This is a genomic window from Stenotrophomonas sp. YJH_SMC_69, assembly GCF_059370495.1.
On record NZ_JCAFTS010000004.1, the window covers coordinates 288,978 to 305,148 of the forward strand.

Annotated in this window: 14 protein-coding genes; 9 read left to right on the plus strand and 5 right to left on the minus strand. The window is 67.8% G+C overall.

Features of this window, described 5'->3' with window-relative positions; translation table 11 throughout:
* The first annotated feature begins 2 nt into the window (after positions 1-2).
* The gene (locus tag AC5P8F_RS09185; protein WP_495227962.1) at positions 3-2,150 is read left to right on the plus strand and encodes a glycosyl transferase family protein; all 2,148 of its coding nucleotides are present in this window, start codon (positions 3-5) and stop codon (positions 2,148-2,150) included.
* Entirely contained in the window at positions 2,147-4,981 is a 2,835-nt protein-coding gene (locus AC5P8F_RS09190; RefSeq protein WP_495227964.1) for an NfrA family protein, read from the plus strand. Before AC5P8F_RS09185 ends, AC5P8F_RS09190 begins: the two co-directional genes overlap by 4 nt.
* Here AC5P8F_RS09190 and AC5P8F_RS09195 read toward each other — a convergent pair.
* The 3 genes from AC5P8F_RS09195 to ettA form a co-directional block, all read right to left on the minus strand.
* On the minus strand, positions 4,975-5,979 hold the full coding sequence (locus AC5P8F_RS09195; protein ID WP_495227967.1) for a DUF4434 domain-containing protein: 1,005 nt from the start codon (positions 5,977-5,979) through the stop codon (positions 4,975-4,977). The two genes, AC5P8F_RS09190 and AC5P8F_RS09195, sit on opposite strands and share 7 nt — an antisense overlap.
* Positions 5,980-6,062: 83 nt before the next feature.
* Positions 6,063-7,379, minus strand: a complete 1,317-nt coding sequence (locus AC5P8F_RS09200; RefSeq protein WP_032962452.1) for an NCS2 family permease — start codon at positions 7,377-7,379, stop codon at positions 6,063-6,065.
* A 92-nt stretch (positions 7,380-7,471) separates the two neighbouring features.
* Positions 7,472-9,136: an energy-dependent translational throttle protein EttA gene (gene ettA, locus AC5P8F_RS09205; RefSeq protein WP_005415249.1), complete on the minus strand. Its 1,665-nt coding sequence runs from the start codon at positions 9,134-9,136 to the stop codon at positions 7,472-7,474.
* A gap of 254 nt (positions 9,137-9,390) precedes the next feature.
* Here ettA and AC5P8F_RS09210 point away from each other — a divergent pair, with 254 nt between their 5' ends.
* The 7 genes from AC5P8F_RS09210 (at position 9,391) to ribD (ending at position 14,685) form a co-directional block, all read left to right on the plus strand.
* Positions 9,391-9,861, plus strand: a complete 471-nt coding sequence (locus AC5P8F_RS09210) for an RcnB family protein (RefSeq protein ID WP_495227969.1) — start codon at positions 9,391-9,393, stop codon at positions 9,859-9,861.
* Positions 9,862-10,049: 188 nt separating this feature from the next.
* A complete protein-coding gene (gene glyA / locus AC5P8F_RS09215; protein WP_014645914.1) occupies positions 10,050-11,303 on the plus strand; it encodes a serine hydroxymethyltransferase in 1,254 nt (417 codons plus the stop codon).
* 125 nt (positions 11,304-11,428) lie between these two features.
* Entirely contained in the window at positions 11,429-11,902 is a 474-nt protein-coding gene (locus tag AC5P8F_RS09220) for a hypothetical protein (protein WP_481453378.1), read from the plus strand.
* 6 nt (positions 11,903-11,908) lie between these two features.
* Positions 11,909-12,328: a hypothetical protein gene (locus tag AC5P8F_RS09225; protein WP_049442181.1), complete on the plus strand. Its 420-nt coding sequence runs from the start codon at positions 11,909-11,911 to the stop codon at positions 12,326-12,328.
* Positions 12,329-12,355: 27 nt separating this feature from the next.
* On the plus strand, positions 12,356-12,805 hold the full coding sequence (locus AC5P8F_RS09230) for a hypothetical protein (RefSeq protein WP_032962449.1): 450 nt from the start codon (positions 12,356-12,358) through the stop codon (positions 12,803-12,805).
* Between the two features lie 152 nt (positions 12,806-12,957).
* On the plus strand, positions 12,958-13,479 hold the full coding sequence (gene nrdR, locus AC5P8F_RS09235; RefSeq protein WP_010481984.1) for a transcriptional regulator NrdR: 522 nt from the start codon (positions 12,958-12,960) through the stop codon (positions 13,477-13,479).
* A gap of 120 nt (positions 13,480-13,599) precedes the next feature.
* Entirely contained in the window at positions 13,600-14,685 is a 1,086-nt protein-coding gene (ribD, locus tag AC5P8F_RS09240) for a bifunctional diaminohydroxyphosphoribosylaminopyrimidine deaminase/5-amino-6-(5-phosphoribosylamino)uracil reductase RibD (protein WP_495227971.1), read from the plus strand.
* 36 nt (positions 14,686-14,721) lie between these two features.
* On the opposite strand, the gene AC5P8F_RS09245 is transcribed toward ribD, so the two are convergent.
* Positions 14,722-15,099 carry a hypothetical protein gene (locus AC5P8F_RS09245; RefSeq protein ID WP_014645918.1) on the minus strand — a complete coding sequence of 126 codons (378 nt, stop codon included), beginning with the start codon at positions 15,097-15,099 and terminating at the stop codon, positions 14,722-14,724.
* A gap of 146 nt (positions 15,100-15,245) precedes the next feature.
* Positions 15,246-16,130 carry a hypothetical protein gene (locus tag AC5P8F_RS09250; RefSeq protein ID WP_032962446.1) on the minus strand — a complete coding sequence of 295 codons (885 nt, stop codon included), beginning with the start codon at positions 16,128-16,130 and terminating at the stop codon, positions 15,246-15,248.
* Positions 16,131-16,171: the final 41 nt, after the last annotated feature.

Genomic DNA, 16,171 nt, shown 5'->3' on the forward strand with positions numbered 1-16,171 from the left:
CCGTGGACGGTCTGTTCTGGAACATCCAGCTGGCCAACTACTACGCCGCCCTGGAAACCACGGCGGCGGCGGTGGCCGTGCTGATCCTGATCTCCAGCCTCGATGACCTGTTCATCGATGTCTGGTACTGGGTACGCGAGAGCTGGCGCGCGCTCACGATCAAGCGCCGCGATGCCTACCGGCCGCTGACCCAGGACGACCTGCTGCAGCGCCCGCAGCAGCCGCTGGCGATCATGGTGCCGGCGTGGATGGAGTACGACGTCATCGCGCAGATGGTGGAGAACATGATCAACGTGCTCGATTACCGCGAGTACGTCGTGTTCGTCGGCACCTATCCCAACGACCAGCAGACCATCGATGAGGTCGAGCGCATGCGTCGCCGCTACAAGCGCCTGCGCCGCGTGGAAGTGCCGCACGACGGGCCGACCAGCAAGGCCGACTGCCTGAACTGGCTGATCCTGGCGATCTTCGACTACGAGAAGCGCCACGACATCGAGTTCGCCGGGGTGATCCTGCACGACAGCGAGGACGTGCTGCATCCGATGGAACTGCGCTTCTACAACTACCTGCTGCCGCGCAAGGACATGATCCAGCTGCCGGTCACCTCGCTGGACCGCGAGTGGTATGAGCTGGTTGCCGGTGTCTACATGGACGAATTCGCCGAATGGCACGCCAAGGATCTGGTCGTGCGTGAAAGTGTTTCCGGCATGGTGCCATCGGCGGGCGTCGGTACCTGCTTCTCGCGGCGCGCGCTGCTGGCGCTGAGCGCGCAGACCGGCAACCAGCCCTTCAACACCGACAGCCTCACCGAGGACTATGACGTCGGTGCGCGGTTGGCGGCGATGGGCATGCAGTCGATCTTCGCCCGCTTCCCGGTGCAGTTCCGCGTGCGTCGCCCGTCCTGGTTCGGCTGGGGGCCGGTGCGCGAGCGCACCCAGCAGATGGCGCTGTGCGTGCGCGAGTACTTCCCCGACAACTTCCGTGCCTCGTACCGGCAGAAGGCGCGCTGGGTGCTGGGCATCGGCCTGCAGAGCTGGGAGTCGCTGGGCTGGCGTGGCTCGCTGGCCACCAAGTACCTGCTGGCGCGCGACCGCAAGGGCATCATCACCTCGTTCGTCAGCATCATTGCCTACCTCATCTTCCTGCAGCTGCTGCTGTTCTGGCTGCTGAAGATGTCCGGGGTGTGGACGATGCAGTTTCCCAGCGTGTTCCAGGCCGGCACCTGGCAGATGACGGTGGCGCTGCTGACCACCGCAGCGCTGGCCACCCGCGTCGTGCAGCGCTTCTATTTCGTCAACCGGCTGTACGGCTGGGAGCATGCCTTGATGTCGATCCCGCGGATGGTGGTCGGCAACATGATCAACTTCATGGCCACCGCCCGCGCGTGGAAGGTGTTCCTGGCCTACCTGCTGTTCGGCAAGCGCATGGTCTGGGACAAGACCATGCACGACTTCCCGGACGCGGCGCAGCTGGTGCAGACGCGCAAGCAGCTCGGCGAACTGTTGACCACCTGGCAGGCGGTGGAGCCGGAGCGCCTGCAGCAGGCACTGGAGCAGCAGCAGGACGGCCGGCAGCAGCCGCTAGGGCGCATCCTGCTCACCCAGGGGTGGCTGGATGATGAGACCCTGGCCGAGGCGATTGCCTTCCAGGGCGACCTGCCACGTGCGGTGATCGACGTGGATTACCTGCGGGCCGGCCCGTTCCCGGTCAGCGCCGACGCCTGCGTGCAATGGCGCATGCTGCCATTGCCGCCGCGGCAGCCGGGGACCCTGCGTCTGGCCGTGGCCAGCCCGCTGCCCGAGGAGGCACTGGCGCTGCTCAAGCAGGAAACCCGCAGCGACCACATCGAACAGAGCATCGCCCGCGAGAGCGAGATCAACGCGGGGCTGCGCCTGATCGGCAGTGACCGGGACTGGCAGCTGGACAACGTGCCGCTGCTCGGGGACCTGCTGGTGGAGATGCGCCTGATCGATCACGCGCGCTTCGAGATCGCACTGGATGCCTACAAGCCGCAGCGCGATGGCCGCATCGGCGATTACTTGGTCAAGCAGGGCGTCACCACCGAGGACGCCGTCGCCCAGGCCATGCAGGAGCAGCGCCGGCGTGCGGCCGTGCTGCAGTCGCCGCCTCCCGGAGCCTTGCCGGCATGAAGACCACGCTGCTGTCCACCGTCATTGCCGTGGCACTGGCCACGGCCGCCACGCCGGTACTGGCCCAGGCCGATGCGGCCCTGCCGCTGTCCGGCGCTGCATATCGCGTCGCCGAGCAGGCCTTCACCGCTTACGAGCGCGGCGACTATCAAGCGGCTTACCAGCAGTCCACCGAAGCGATCCGGCTGCGCCCGGACGTGGTGCGGCTGCGCCTGTTGCAGATCTATGCGCTGCAGAAACTGGGGCGGGGTGCCGAGGCCCAGCAGCAGGCACGTCGTGCACTGGATGCGGGGTTGAAGGATCCGGCGTTGCCGGCGCTGGCCGCTGCCACCGCTGCGCGCAGCACGCCCCCGGATGCCAGGAGCGGGCGTGCACCCTCCCCACCGCGCGTGGCTGGCAGCGGCGCAGACCGCGCCAGGCAGCAGGCCTACGCGCTGGCCACCGAGGCCTACGCCGCTTATGACGCCGGGCGGATGGGAGAGGCAGCCAGCAAGGCCGAGCAGGCCTTCCGGCAGCAGCCAACGCAGGGCGCCTGGGCGATGCTGTGGGTGGCCGCGCTGGAGGCACAGCAGCAGCCCGAACAGGCCGACGCCGCCATTGCCACCGCGCTGCAGCTGGGCGCGCCGAATGTCGAGGCATTGCGCGCACGGCGCGTGGCGCTGGATCGACAGCGCGCGCTGCTGCAGGCCCAGCAGGCGTACCGGTCGCTGTCCACGCAGGATGATGCCGCGGCCGTTGCGCAGGCACGTGCCGCTGTCGAGCTGGCACCGGAGGTGGCGACGTACCGGTTGCTGCTGATTACCGCGCAGCTGCAGCAGGGGCAGCTGGCCGACGCCGAGCGCAGTGCCGACCAGGCGTTGCAGGCCGACGGCCAGGATCTCAATGCGCGGGTGATGCGCGGCTACCTGCGCCAGCGCCAGGGCAACAGCCTGCTGGCCAATGAAGACTTCGACGCCGCACTCGCCGCGCCGGGGTCAACCATGCAGCAGCGCAACGTGCGCCTGCTGGCCGTGGATGCGGCCCTGGCCGCTGGGGACCGCACACGTGCGGGTGCACTGCTGGCGCCGCTGCGCGCGGCATTGCCAGCAGATGCCAGCGATGCACGCGCGCAGCAGCTGCTGCAGCAGGGCATCGAGCAGCGCGCCAAGGCGGTCCGTTCCAGTCGCGAGCGTCCGCGTTTGAGCGCGCAGACCTATCCGGCGCCGTTCCAGCACTGCCAGTCTGGCGACAGCGGCAACCGTTGCGAGTTGATGCCGGCCGACCTGCAGGGCGACGGTGGTGCCGCACAGCGTGCCTACGCGGCCTACGCGCGCCGGGACTATGCCGAGGCCATCGGCGAGGCGCGGCAGGCCGTGCAGCTCGCACCGGAGGACGCGAGCCTGCAGGGGCTGCTGACCACCACGCTGGCGGCAGGCAACCGCAGCCAGCAGGACGAAGCACGGCAGCGCCTGGATGCGGCGCTGGCACAGCGCCCTGACGATGCGGAGGCGCTGATGCAGCGCGGCTACCTCAACCAGAAGGCGCACGAGCCGGCGCGCGCACTGGCCGACTTCCGTGCCGCCGAGGCCACCGGCAGGGCACCAAAGGGCGTGGTGCTTGACCAGGCCTACGCCAGCGCGGCCAACGGCGATCACCCGCAGGCGGTGACCCTGCTGCGGACGGCCATTGATCGTGCCGATGCCGGCGAGCTGCCACTGGATGCGCACCAGCGCTACAACATGCGCAATGCCATCGCCAACTATTCGCGCGAGTGGGGCGTGATCGCCTCGGCCGGCTTCCGTGGCGCGCGCCAGGCGGCGACCAATGTCGGCGGCGCGGCGATCAGTACGCCGGGTGATTCGGTGTTCAGCACGCTTGAAGCGTTCTGGCGCCCGCCGGCTTTCAATGACCAGCACGGCACGCTGGAGCTTTACGCGCGGCTGCTCAACACCCTGTACGACGAGGGTGGCACCTACGAGCCGATCCGCGCCGTGGACCCGTGCACCGGCGAATCGACGCCCGATGCACGCGCGCGCGCCGAACGGCTCAGCCGCTCGCGTTCCACCACCGGCTGGCCGTCCACCATCGCCTCGTTCGGCCTGCGCTACGCCTTCGGCCAGACCGGCCTGAGCGCCGGCATCGAGCGTCGCCAGTTCCTCGGCAGCGCCACCCGCACGGGCGATGTCTACCCCGCTTCGGCGGCCGTGCAATGCAGCCTGCAGCTGGCCCGCAACCCGCCACTGGAAGCCAGCACACTGGCCCGCTACCGCCTGGCCAGCGGGTCCGGTGGCTGGATGTCCTACCTGACCTACGGCTATTACCACGGCACCGACCTGCGCACCGACGTGAATCAGTGGTGGATGGTCAGTGGCTACGCGCAGGGCGGTTACACGTGGGATGACAACAGCGCGCATTTCACCCTCGACGCACTCGATGCCAATGGCACGCCGGTGCGCCGGGTGGGCGATGCCAACGGGCGCCTGCATCGCGAACAGTGGTTCGCTGCCGGTGAACTGCGCGCCGGCCGCAGCTTCCGCTTTGGTGCCGGGCAGACCCACTGGGTGGTCACGCCGTATGTGGTGGTGGGGGCGGACTGGCTGGACCAGCGCTCGCGCGTGCGCGACATCCGCTACCCGCTGTTCCCGGCGCAGTCGTTCGCACTCAACGATACGCGGCGTAGCTGGTCACTCGGCGCAGGGCCGGGCGTGGGCGTGCGCTACTGGTTCCGCGAAGACCACTACAACACGCCGCGTTCCTACCTGGACCTGACCGTGCAGTACCGCTTCGCGATCGGCGGCGGTGATACGCAGCGCGCCAAGGGCCTGTTCGCCACCGCCATCCTCTCCTACTGAGGCAGGCCCCAACGTCGTCGCAGCGCCGCGGCCTGCGGCGTGTCCTGGGTCAGCCACGGCTCCAGTGCATAGACCAGCACGTGCTGCGCACCGCTGTCGTGCGCCCACGCCAGCTGCCGCTGGATGCGCGCGGCATCTGCGGTTTCGCCCTTGAACGCGCTGCCGTCGGCGGGGCTGCCGGGCAGTTCGCGGAACAGTTCGACGATCGCATCGAACCCGATGCCCTGTGCCCGGAAATGGCCGAGCAGCGGTTGCAGCTGCTGCACGTTGCCGGCGCCGGCCACCCCCACGCCGTCCTGCACCATCGGCCGCAGCGCGGCCCGTGCCAGCACCGCCTGCCACAGCGCGACCAGGTCGCCGTCGGTCTGCAGGCGGCTGAAGTAGCAGGAGATCGCACAGTCACCGCCGCGCGCGCTGGCGGCCTGCGCCAGCCCGTGCAGCCACTGCGCCAGCCATTGCTGGCGGGCCGGATCGGCCCAGTGGAACTGCTCCAGTTCGTAGGGCAGGTACCAGCCGCCGAAGGCGGGCTGCTGCGCCCACGGCGCCTGTGCCAACCAGCTGCGCGCGTGCGCCAGGCTGTCGGCCAGGAACGCCTGCAGCGTGGCGTCGTCGGCGCCGATGGCCTGCCACCAGCGTTGCTGGAAGGGCAGGCCAACGCGGATGCGGATGTCGTTCTCGCTGGCCGCGGTGAACAGCTGCTGCAGGCTGCTGTCCGGCAGCGACCAGTCGCCATCGCTGCCACCGACGATGCCGGTCCACTGCAGCACCAGCTGCCGGCAGCCCAGCGCATGGGCAAGCTTCAAGGAACGTTGCCAGTCGGCTGACCCCCACTGCAGATGGCTGCGCCAGGGCTGCAGGAAGGTGCCATCCACCTGCACCGACAGCGAACAGCCGGGCAGGGTGGCGAGCGTAGCGGCGAGTGGTGCCAGCACTGCCGCGCGCAGCAACCGGCGGCGCAACGGCGAAGACGGATCCGTGGGAAGGTCGGGCCGAACCATGCCCGCATCATCCCAGAGCACCGTGGGTGGGAGGTGAACCCCGCGCCGGGTGGTGCCGGCCGCTGGCCGGCATCGCGCCCCGATTATTCCAAGGCGTAGCGCAGCGCGAACAGCACCGCCACCAGCCACACCGCCGGATGCACTTCGCGCCAGCGGCCGGTGCCGGCCTTCAGCGCCGCATACGCGATGAAGCCAAACGCCAGGCCATTCGCGATGGAGTAGGTGAACGGCATCGCCAGGGCACACAGTGCGGCCGGCACCGATTCGGTCAGGTCGCTCCAGTCCACGTCCACCAGTTCGCGCAGCATCAGGCCGGCCACGAACAGCAGCGCTGGTGCGGTGGCATAGCCGGGCACCATCGCCGCCAGCGGCGAGAACAGCAGTGCGGCCAGGAACAGTGCCGACACCACCAGTGCAGTCAGGCCGGTGCGGCCGCCCACCTGCACGCCCGAGGCGCTTTCAGCGAACGCGGTAGTGCTGCTGGTGCCCAGCAGCGAACCGGCCACGATCGCCGTGCTGTCGGCCAGCAGCGCGCGGCCGAAACGCTTCTGCGCGCCCGGCAGTTTCAGCAGTCCGGCGCGACCGACCACGCCATACAGGGTGCCGGTGGCATCGAACACTTCCACCAGCACGAACACCAGCACCACCTGCAGCAACACGGCGATCGGCGCGCCACCGTTGTGGTGCAGCAGGCCCGGCAGGTCCAGCTGCAGGAAGGTCGGCGCCAGGCTCGGCGGCAGCGAGACCAGGCCCTGGTACTGCACGTCGCCCAATGCCCAGCCCGCGCCGGTCACCGCCAGGATCCCGATCAGGATCGCGCCACGGATACGGCGCGCTTCCAGCACCGCGATCAGCAGGAAGCCGGCCAGTGCCAGCAGCGGCGGCGCCGTATTCAACGGGCCCAGCGCCACCAGCGTGTCTTCATTGCCGACGATCACGCCGGACTTCTGCAGCGCGATGATCGCCAGGAACAGGCCGATGCCGGCCACGATCGCCGAGCGCAGCGACGAAGGAATGCCCGACACCAGCCACGCCCGCACACCGGTCAGCGACAGCACCAGGAACACCAGGCCGGAGATGAATACCGCGCCCAGTGCCTGCTGCCACGGCAGGCCGGCGGCGCCGACCACGGTGAAGGCGAAGAACGCGTTCAGGCCCATGCCCGGTGCCATCCCGACCGGGAAGTTGGCCGCCAGTGCCATCACCGCCGAACCCAGCGCCGCGGCCAGGCAGGTGGCCACGAACACCGCACCCGCGTCCATGCCGGTGGTGCCAAGGATCTCGGGGTTCACGAAGACGATGTAGGACATCGTCAGGAAGGTGGTGACACCGGCCAGCAGCTCGGTGCGCACGGTGGTGCCGTGCTGCTGCAGCTGGAACAGGCGCTCGAACAGGGACATGGGGCTTCTCGCGACAATAAGGTGTCACGACCAACGGTCGTGACCTACCCGAATGCAGAACGGCCGCGCAGAGCGCGGCCGTTCTTCCTTTCTTACTTCAGCGCCTTGAAGCGCAGGCGCTTCGGCGCGGCATCGTCGCCCATGCGACGCTTCTTGTCTTCCTCGTACTCGCGGTAGTTGCCCTGGAAGAACTCCACGTGCGAGTCGCCTTCGAAAGCGATGATGTGCGTGGCGATGCGGTCCAGGAACCAGCGGTCGTGCGAGATCACGAAGGTGTTGCCCGGGAACTCCAGCAGCGCGTCTTCCAGCGCACGCAGGGTTTCGATGTCCAGGTCGTTGGACGGTTCGTCGAGCAGCAGCACGTTGCCGCCCTGCAGCAGGGTCTTGGCCATGTGCAGGCGGCCACGCTCACCACCGGACAGCGAGCCGACCATCTTCTGCTGGTCCTGGCCCTTGAAGTTGAAGCGGCCGATGTAGGCGCGCGACTGGATCTCGATGCCGTTGATGTTGAGGATGTCCAGGCCACCGGCGATTTCCTGGAAGACGTTGTGGTTGCCTTCCAGCTTGTCGCGGCTCTGGTCCACGTAGGACAGCTGCACGGTCGGGCCGATCACGATCTCGCCCGAATCCGGCTTCTCCTGGCCGGTGATCATCTTGAACAGCGTCGACTTGCCGGCGCCGTTCGGGCCGATGATGCCGACGATCGCGCCCGGCGGAATCAGCATCGACAGGTTGTCGATCAGCAGGCGGTCGCCGAACTTCTTGGAGACGTTCTTGAACTCCATCACCATGTTGCCCAGGCGCTCGCCCGGCGGGATGAAGATTTCGTTGGTCTCGTTGCGCTTCTGGTAATCCTGCGACTGCAGCTCTTCCAGGCGGGCCAGACGGGCCTTGCCCTTGGAGCGGCCGCCCTTGGCGTTCTGGCGCGACCACTCCAGTTCCTTCTGGATCGCCTTCTGGCGGGCCTTTTCCTGGTTCTCTTCCTGCTTCAGGCGCTCATCCTTCTGCACCAGCCATTCGGTGTAGTTGCCCTTCCACGGAATGCCGCGGCCGCGGTCCAGTTCCAGGATCCACTCGGCGGCGTTGTCCAGGAAGTAGCGATCGTGGGTGACGGCCACCACGGTGCCGGTATAGCGCGCCAGGAACTGTTCCAGCCATTCCACCGACTCGGCGTCGAGGTGGTTGGTCGGTTCGTCGAGCAGCAGCATGTCCGGCTTCTGCAGCAGCAGGCGGCACAGTGCGACGCGGCGCTTTTCACCGCCGGACAGGTTGGCGATCTTGGCATCCCACGGCGGCAGGCGCAGCGCATCGGCAGCCACGTCCAGCTGGTTTTCCAGGGTGTGCGCGTCGCCAGCGGCCAGGATCGCCTCCAGGCGCTCCTGTTCCTTGGCCAGCGCGTCGAAGTCGGCGCCTTCCTCGGCGTAGGCGGCGTACACCGCCTCCAGCGCGGCCTGGGCCTGCAGCACTTCGCCCACGCCTTCCTCGACCGACTCGCGCACGGTCTTGTTCGGGTCCAGTTCCGGTTCCTGCGCCAGGTAACCGACCTTGATGCCGGGCTGCGGGCGGGCTTCACCCTCGAAATCGGTGTCCACGCCGGCCATGATCTTCAGCACGGTGGACTTGCCGGCGCCGTTCAGGCCCAGCAGGCCGATCTTCGCGCCCGGGAAGAAGGACAGGGAAATGTCCTTGATGATCTGCCGCTTGGGCGGGACCACCTTGGACACGCGGTTCATGGTGTAGATGTATTGCGAGGACATGCGGTCTCCGTAGGCGCGGCCCTGCGCCCGACCCGTCACGGGAACATCCCGTTGCGGCAGCGGGCACAGACTGGAATGGAATACCGCCAATTATAGCCGGAACCGGTTCCGGCCCGCGCCCGGCCGGAGCCGCGCAGGCTGGCCGTGGCCTGAATACTCCGTCACAGTCCTGCAGCGGGAAGCGTTTCCAGCCGGAAACGGTTCAGATCGGTTGCGCAATATGGGCTCACCACCCACCCAAGCAGAGGTCTGACATGCGCATCAATCGAGTAATGGCCGGCGCCGTGGCCTCTGTGCTGGCGCTGGGCGCCGTGACCCCGGCCTTCGCCGACAACGACCATCGCCGCGACCACGACCGCCGCGAGTGGCGCGAGGATCGCCGTGAGTGGCGCCAGGACCGCCGCGACTGGGAGCGCGACCGCCGCGAGTCCCGGCGCGACTGGGAACGCGACCGCCGCGACTGGCACCGTGACCATGATCGCTACTACCGCCCGGCACCGCCGCGCGTGGTCTATCGCCCGGCCTATGGCCCGGGCTATGGCTGGAAGGTCGGCCACCGCTACCGCGACTACTACCGCGGCCCGGTCTACGTGGTGAACGACTACCCGCGCTACAACCTGCGCCGCCCGCCGTACGGCCATCAGTGGATCCGGGATGATCGCGGCAACATGCTGCTGGTGGCCATCGCCACCGGTGTGATCGCCCAGTACGTGCTCAGTCGCTGAGGATCGCGGCCGGGGTCGGATCCCTTTCCAACGGAAAGGGCTCTGACCCCACAACTATCGATCGAAACCATACGGGGCCGGATTCCTTCGGGGATGCCGGCCCCGTCCGTTTCGGCCCCAGCGGGCCAGTGCGGAGCTACAATCGAGGGCTGAGCCGTACCCCTTTTCCCTGCCTGCTGGAGTACCCGATGTTCCCGCGTGACGTCCGCATCGAATCCTACGATCCCGAACTGGCCAAGGCCATCGCCGCTGAGACCCAGCGCCAGGAAGACCACGTCGAGCTGATCGCCAGCGAGAACTACACCAGCCCGGCGGTGATGGAAGCGCAGGGCAGCCAGCTGACCAACAAGTACGCCGAAGGCTACCCGGGCAAGCGCTACTACGGTGGCTGCGAATACGTGGACATCGCCGAGCAGCTGGCGATCGACCGCCTGAAGCAGCTGTTCGATGCGGACTATGCCAACGTGCAGCCGCACAGCGGTTCGCAGGCCAACCAGGCCGTGTACTTCGCCCTGCTGCAGCCGGGTGACACCATCCTCGGCATGAGCCTGGCCCACGGCGGCCACCTCACCCACGGCGCCAAGGTCAATGCCTCGGGCAAGCTGTTCAACGCCGTGCAGTACGGCGTCAACGACCAGGGCCTGATCGACTATGACGAAGTCGAGCGCCTGGCCCTGGAGCACAAGCCGAAGATGGTCGTGGCCGGCTTCTCGGCCTACTCGCAGGTGATCGACTGGGCGCGCTTCCGCGCCATCGCCGACAAGGTCGGCGCCTACCTGTTCGTCGACATGGCCCACGTCGCCGGCCTGGTCGCCGCAGGCGTCTACCCGAGCCCCCTGGAACACGCCCACGTGGTCACCTCGACCACCCACAAGACCCTGCGCGGCCCGCGCGGCGGCATCATCATCGCCAAGGGCGCCGACGAAGACCTGGTCAAGAAGCTGCAGTCGATCGTGTTCCCGGGCATCCAGGGCGGTCCGCTGATGCACGTCATCGCCGGCAAGGCCGTGGCCTTCAAGGAAGCGCTGGAGCCGGGCTTCAAGGCCTACCAGCAGCAGGTGGTGAAGAACGCCCAGGCGATGGCCAATACGCTGATCGCGCGTGGCTACAAGATCGTCTCCGGCGGCACCCAGAACCACCTGATGCTGGTGGACATGATCGGCAAGGACGTGTCCGGCAAGGACGCGGAAGCCGCGCTGGGCAAGGCCCACATCACCGTCAACAAGAACTCGGTGCCGAACGACCCGCGTTCGCCGTTCGTGACCTCGGGCCTGCGCCTGGGTACGCCGGCGGTGACCACCCGTGGCTACGTCGAACAGGACTGCGTGGATCTGGCCAACTGGATCGCCGACGTGCTCGACGCACCGAACGATGACGCGGTCATCGCCCGCGTGCGCGACGCCGTCAGCGCGCAGTGCCGCAAGTACCCGGTCTACGGCTGATCGGAGAGTGGGGGCAGAGCCCTTTCCTGGCGGAAAGGGATCCGACCCCGCCTTCCGGATCGACGCAGGGGTCGGATCCCTTCCCGCAGGGAAGGGCTCTGACCCCGTCATCAGGAATCCCGCGCATGGATGAGCGCCGCCTCAAGTACCTGTACATCGCACTGGCGGTGCTGTTCGGCCTGCCCAGCCTGTTCTTCGGCGGTGCCGGCGCCTGCATCGCCGTGGTCATGGGCGTGATCGGGCTGGTCTCGCTGGACGCGGACAAACTGTGGTTTGCCGCCGGCATGTTCGCGTGGGGATCGTGCGCGATCGCCGGCCTCGTGGCCTGGGTCGCACTCAGCATCGTCTGGCTGCGCGATGGCGCACGCGGGCTGCACATGGCATCACGCCGCTGGTGGCTGCTGCTGGGCCTGGGCGTGCTGGCGGGCCTGCCCCTGCTGGCGATGGCGCTGTACTACTTCGCCGAGCTGGGTCCGTCCGTGCTCAGCGGGCTGTTCGCCGGGCCGTCCCTGCTGGTGCCCACCGGTATGTTGATCCTCCTGCGGCTGCTTGCCGACGCCATGGGCGAGCCATCCGGCCCGGCACGGTCAAAGGAGTAGGCCCGCGTGGATGAGCGCCACCTCAAGTACCTGTACACCGCGCTGGCGGTGCTGTTTGGCCTGCCCAGCCTGGTGATGGGCGGCGCGGCGGCGACGATGCTGCTGCTGATGGGGCTGGGCCAGTTCGGTCATGGCACGCTGGCCTCGGTGACGGTGATGCCGCTGTGGGGCCTGGCCGGCATTGCCGGTTGCCTGGCCTGGTTGTGGCTCAGCGCGGGTTTTCTGCTGCAGGGGCGTGCCGGGCTGCACGTGCACCGCCTCTGGTGGTGGATGCTGCTGGCGGGCGGTCTCGCCGCCTTGCTCCCGCTGGGGCTGGCGCTGTGGTGGGGCATCGCCGTGCATGCCGAAGGCATCGGCTTGTTGCTGTTGGGCCCGTCGATGCTGGTGCCGGCCGCGATGCTGGTGTGGATCAAACGCCGCGCATGACGTGGCCCATGGAAGAAGATCGAACGCATGGATGAGCGTCTGCACAAACGCTGGATGGCGATCGCCGGCCTGCTGGTGGGCCTGCCCACCGTGGCGGCAGGCGGCACGGGTGCCGTGCTGGGGCTGATGGTCGTATGGGACGGCAAGTACCTGACGGGCGACGAGCACACGTGGTTGCTGCTGTGGTCGTCGGCTGGAATCATCGGCCTGCTGTCGTGGTTGTGGCTGAGCGGCCTGTTCCTGTGGCGCGGTGTTGCCGGCCTGCGCCAATCACCGGTTGTCGCCTGGGTCGGCCTTGCGCTGGGGGTGCTGGCCGCGTTGGCCGTGGTCGCCGCCGCGTTGTACTTCACCTTCAAGCATGGGGAAATCTCGACCCTGGCCTTCCTTGGGTTCGGCCCGCCGCTGCTGGTGATGGCCGGGCACCTGGCGTGGCTGCGCTGGGCACGCGCGGCCCCGGTGCCGTCGGCACCTGGTTGAACGTCTGGTCCTGCTGACCTCACTGGACGCTCTGGTTGGCCGAAATGCAGGTACTTCCGCGCAGACAGCATTTGCCGCTGCGCCCTTTCTCAGGTACCTTTGCGACGCTGCCATGACCGTGGCAATAGGTACTTTCCTGAGCCAGGCGTTCCATGCACTGCCCCTTCTGCCAACATGCCGATACCCGGGTCATCGACTCGCGCGTCTCTGAAGACGGCGCGACGATCCGTCGTCGGCGTGAATGTGAAGCCTGCGGCGAGCGCTTCAGCACCCTGGAAACGGTCGAACTGAAGCTGCCGGCCATCGTCAAGAGCGATGGCACCCGCGAGGCGTTCGACCAGCGCAAGGTCCGCGCTGGCTTCGACCGCGCGCTGCAGAAGCGTGCAGTGGCCGAAGACAAGATCGAAGCAGCGGTGCGTGCGGTGGTTCACCAGCTGCGCATCAGCGGCGAGCGCGAAGTGCCCTCGATCAAGGTCGGCGAGTTCGTGATGAACGAACTGCGCAAGCTCGATCATGTCGGCTACGTGCGCTTCGCTTCGGTCTACCGCAGCTTCGAGGACGTGGCCGATTTCCGCGAGGAGATCGAGAAGCTCGAGCGCGACCTGCCGTCCAGTACCGAACAGCTGCAGCTGCTGGGCGATGTGATCGCCCTGACCAAGAAGAAGAAGGGCTGACTGCCTCTGCCTTGGGGGTGCCAACCTTGGTGGGCACCGGTGGCCGCATTCACTGGTGGGTGCCAACCGTTGGTTGGCACTGACGGCATGGATCAACACCGGCGGCGTTACCATGGCTGCATGACCACTTCGTTCTCCGTCCTCGACCACCTGCACATGACCAACGCGCTGCGCCTGGCCGAGCGCGCTGCCTATACCACCCGCCCCAACCCGATGGTCGGCTGCGTGATCGCCCATGGCGAACGCGTGGTCGGGCAGGGCTGGCACCAGCGCGCCGGTGGCCCGCATGCGGAAGTGTTCGCCCTGCGCGAGGCCGGCACCGAAGCACGCGGTGCCACCGCCTACGTCACCCTGGAACCCTGCGCCCACTACGGGCGCACGCCACCGTGTGCGCTGGCCTTGATCGAAGCCGGCGTGTCGCGCGTGGTCGCGGCGATGCGTGATCCATTCCCGAAGGTCGATGGCGGTGGGTTCGATCTGCTGCGCAATGCCGGCATCGACGTCGCCGAAGGGCTGATGGCGGTGCAGGCGCGCGAGCTCAACAAGGGCTTCCTGTCGCGCGTGGAGCGCAATCGGCCGTGGTTGCGGGTGAAGCTGGCCGCCAGCCTGGATGGCCGTACCGCGATGGCCGATGGCAGTTCCAAGTGGATCACCGGGCCGGCCGCGCGCGAGGACGTGCAGCACTGGCGCGCGCGCGCCGGTGCGATCCTGACCGGCGCCGACACGGTGCTGGCCGACGACCCGATGCTGACCGTGCGCCTGGCCGATACCGAAGTGATGGCACCACTGCGTGTGGTGCTGGATTCGCGCCTGCGCTCGCTCGAATGCAGCCGCGTGCGCGAGGGCGGGGCACCGACGCTGTACCTGCACGCTGCGGCGGTGAGCGCACCGGACGCGGCCGACGCCGAATTCGCCAGCGTGCCCAGCGCAGAAGGGCGGTTGGACTTGGGCGCGGTGCTGGCGCTGCTGGCCGAGCGTGGTATCAACGAGGTGCATACCGAAGCCGGCGCGACGCTGTCCGGTGCGCTGCTACGCGCTGGCTGGGTCGATGAGCTTCTGCTCTATCAGGCGCCCACGCTGCTGGGCGACAACGGCCGCCCGCTGCTGGCTGGCCTCGGCATCGATGCCATGGACCAGCAGCGTCGCCTGCGCGTGGTTGACCAGCGCCAGGTCGGCGAGGACAACAGGCTGCTGCTGCGCCCATGAAGGAATGACGCAGGGCAGGGGGCTACGCCCATGGCGTCAGGCCGCTTCGTCGTCTTCTTCGCCAACGGGGCATTGGCCTTTCCATTGCTGCTTCCACAGCACATGCAGGTCGCGGCAGTACGCGCCGAGCGCCTCGCCCGGCAGTTGCCTCGCCTTGAACCGCAACTGGCGACGCGTAAAACCGTCGTCGTACTCATCCGGCAGTACCAGCACGGCACACTGGTCGTGGTACATCAGGAAGTCGCGGCAGTGATCATCCTCACTCATCCACGCATCCAGGTGCCTGTCGCTCAGCTGCGTTGACTCGAAGGCGACCGAGGGTTGGACGACGATGATCTTCGTGGCTTTGAACCTGGACGCTTCGGCCTGCCAGCACACCATCAGCGCCAGCAACATGAGCGCGGTCGACGTCATACGGTGTTTCATGCGGTTGCCCTGGTGGAAGAGGGCAACAGCATTGACCATGCAGGCCGCGCAGGGCCATGCAAGGGTTCTGAAAATGCAGTTGCCCTTGCCGTCGGCAACGCTGGGCAGCGCGTAGGCTCGGCGTTACATCGCACTTACGCGCATTCGTCGGTCCACATCATCTCGGCGATCGGGCGCAGTGCCTTGCATTCCTGCGTCATGTCTTCGGCTGACTTCACCTTGGCCTTGGCCTTCAGTTCCTCGGTCATGGCATCCACGCCACTGATCTGGTCCGGCGCGATCTTCGCCACGCAGGCGCGGTGCTGCTGCAACAGCAGGTCACAGCCGGGTACGCCGGTCACCTTCGGTGCGCTGGCCGCCTGCGCGTCCTGCATCCAGTCCTCGAACGGTGCCAGCGCGCCGGTCACGGTACCCACCAGATCGTCGAAGTTGCCGCTGTACCAGTAGCCGTTGTCCTTGGCCGGGTACAGGGTGAAGGTGCCGCTGACCGGCACGCGCGCACCGCTCTGCAGCGCCTGGGTGTAGGCGTCGGTGAACTGCCTGCGCGCGGCCGGGCTGGCGTCGGCTGCAAGGCTGGCGGCGAACAGCGGGCGCACCTTGCCGAGGTCGGGCACCTGGCAGCTGAAAGTGATGCGCGCCAGCTTCTGGTCTTCCACGTACTCGTTGTCTTCAATCACGCTCTTGCTGGCGCGGCACTTCGAATCACGCAGGGCCTTGGCATACAGCGCTTCGCTGGCGGCCGCGTCGGCCTTTGCGCCGGTGCTGGCAAGCACGACCTGCCACGGTTCTGCCAGCGCCTTGGCCAGCGCACCCGGGTTCGGGGTCACCGCGTCCTGGCCTTCGAACGCCGGCTTCAGCGCATCGTTGAGCGCGCGGGTCGCCGCGGCGTCATCTTCCAGCAGCACGCGTGCGTACAGGTCGAAAGCCTGTTCGGGCGTCAGCGTGGCCGGGGCGGCGCCGGCCAGCAGCGGGGCCGCCAGCAGGGCGCTGGCCAGCAGGGTACGCAAGGGAGTCTTCATGACGGTGTTTCCTGTTCCAGAGGCGCGCAAGCGTAGCGCAT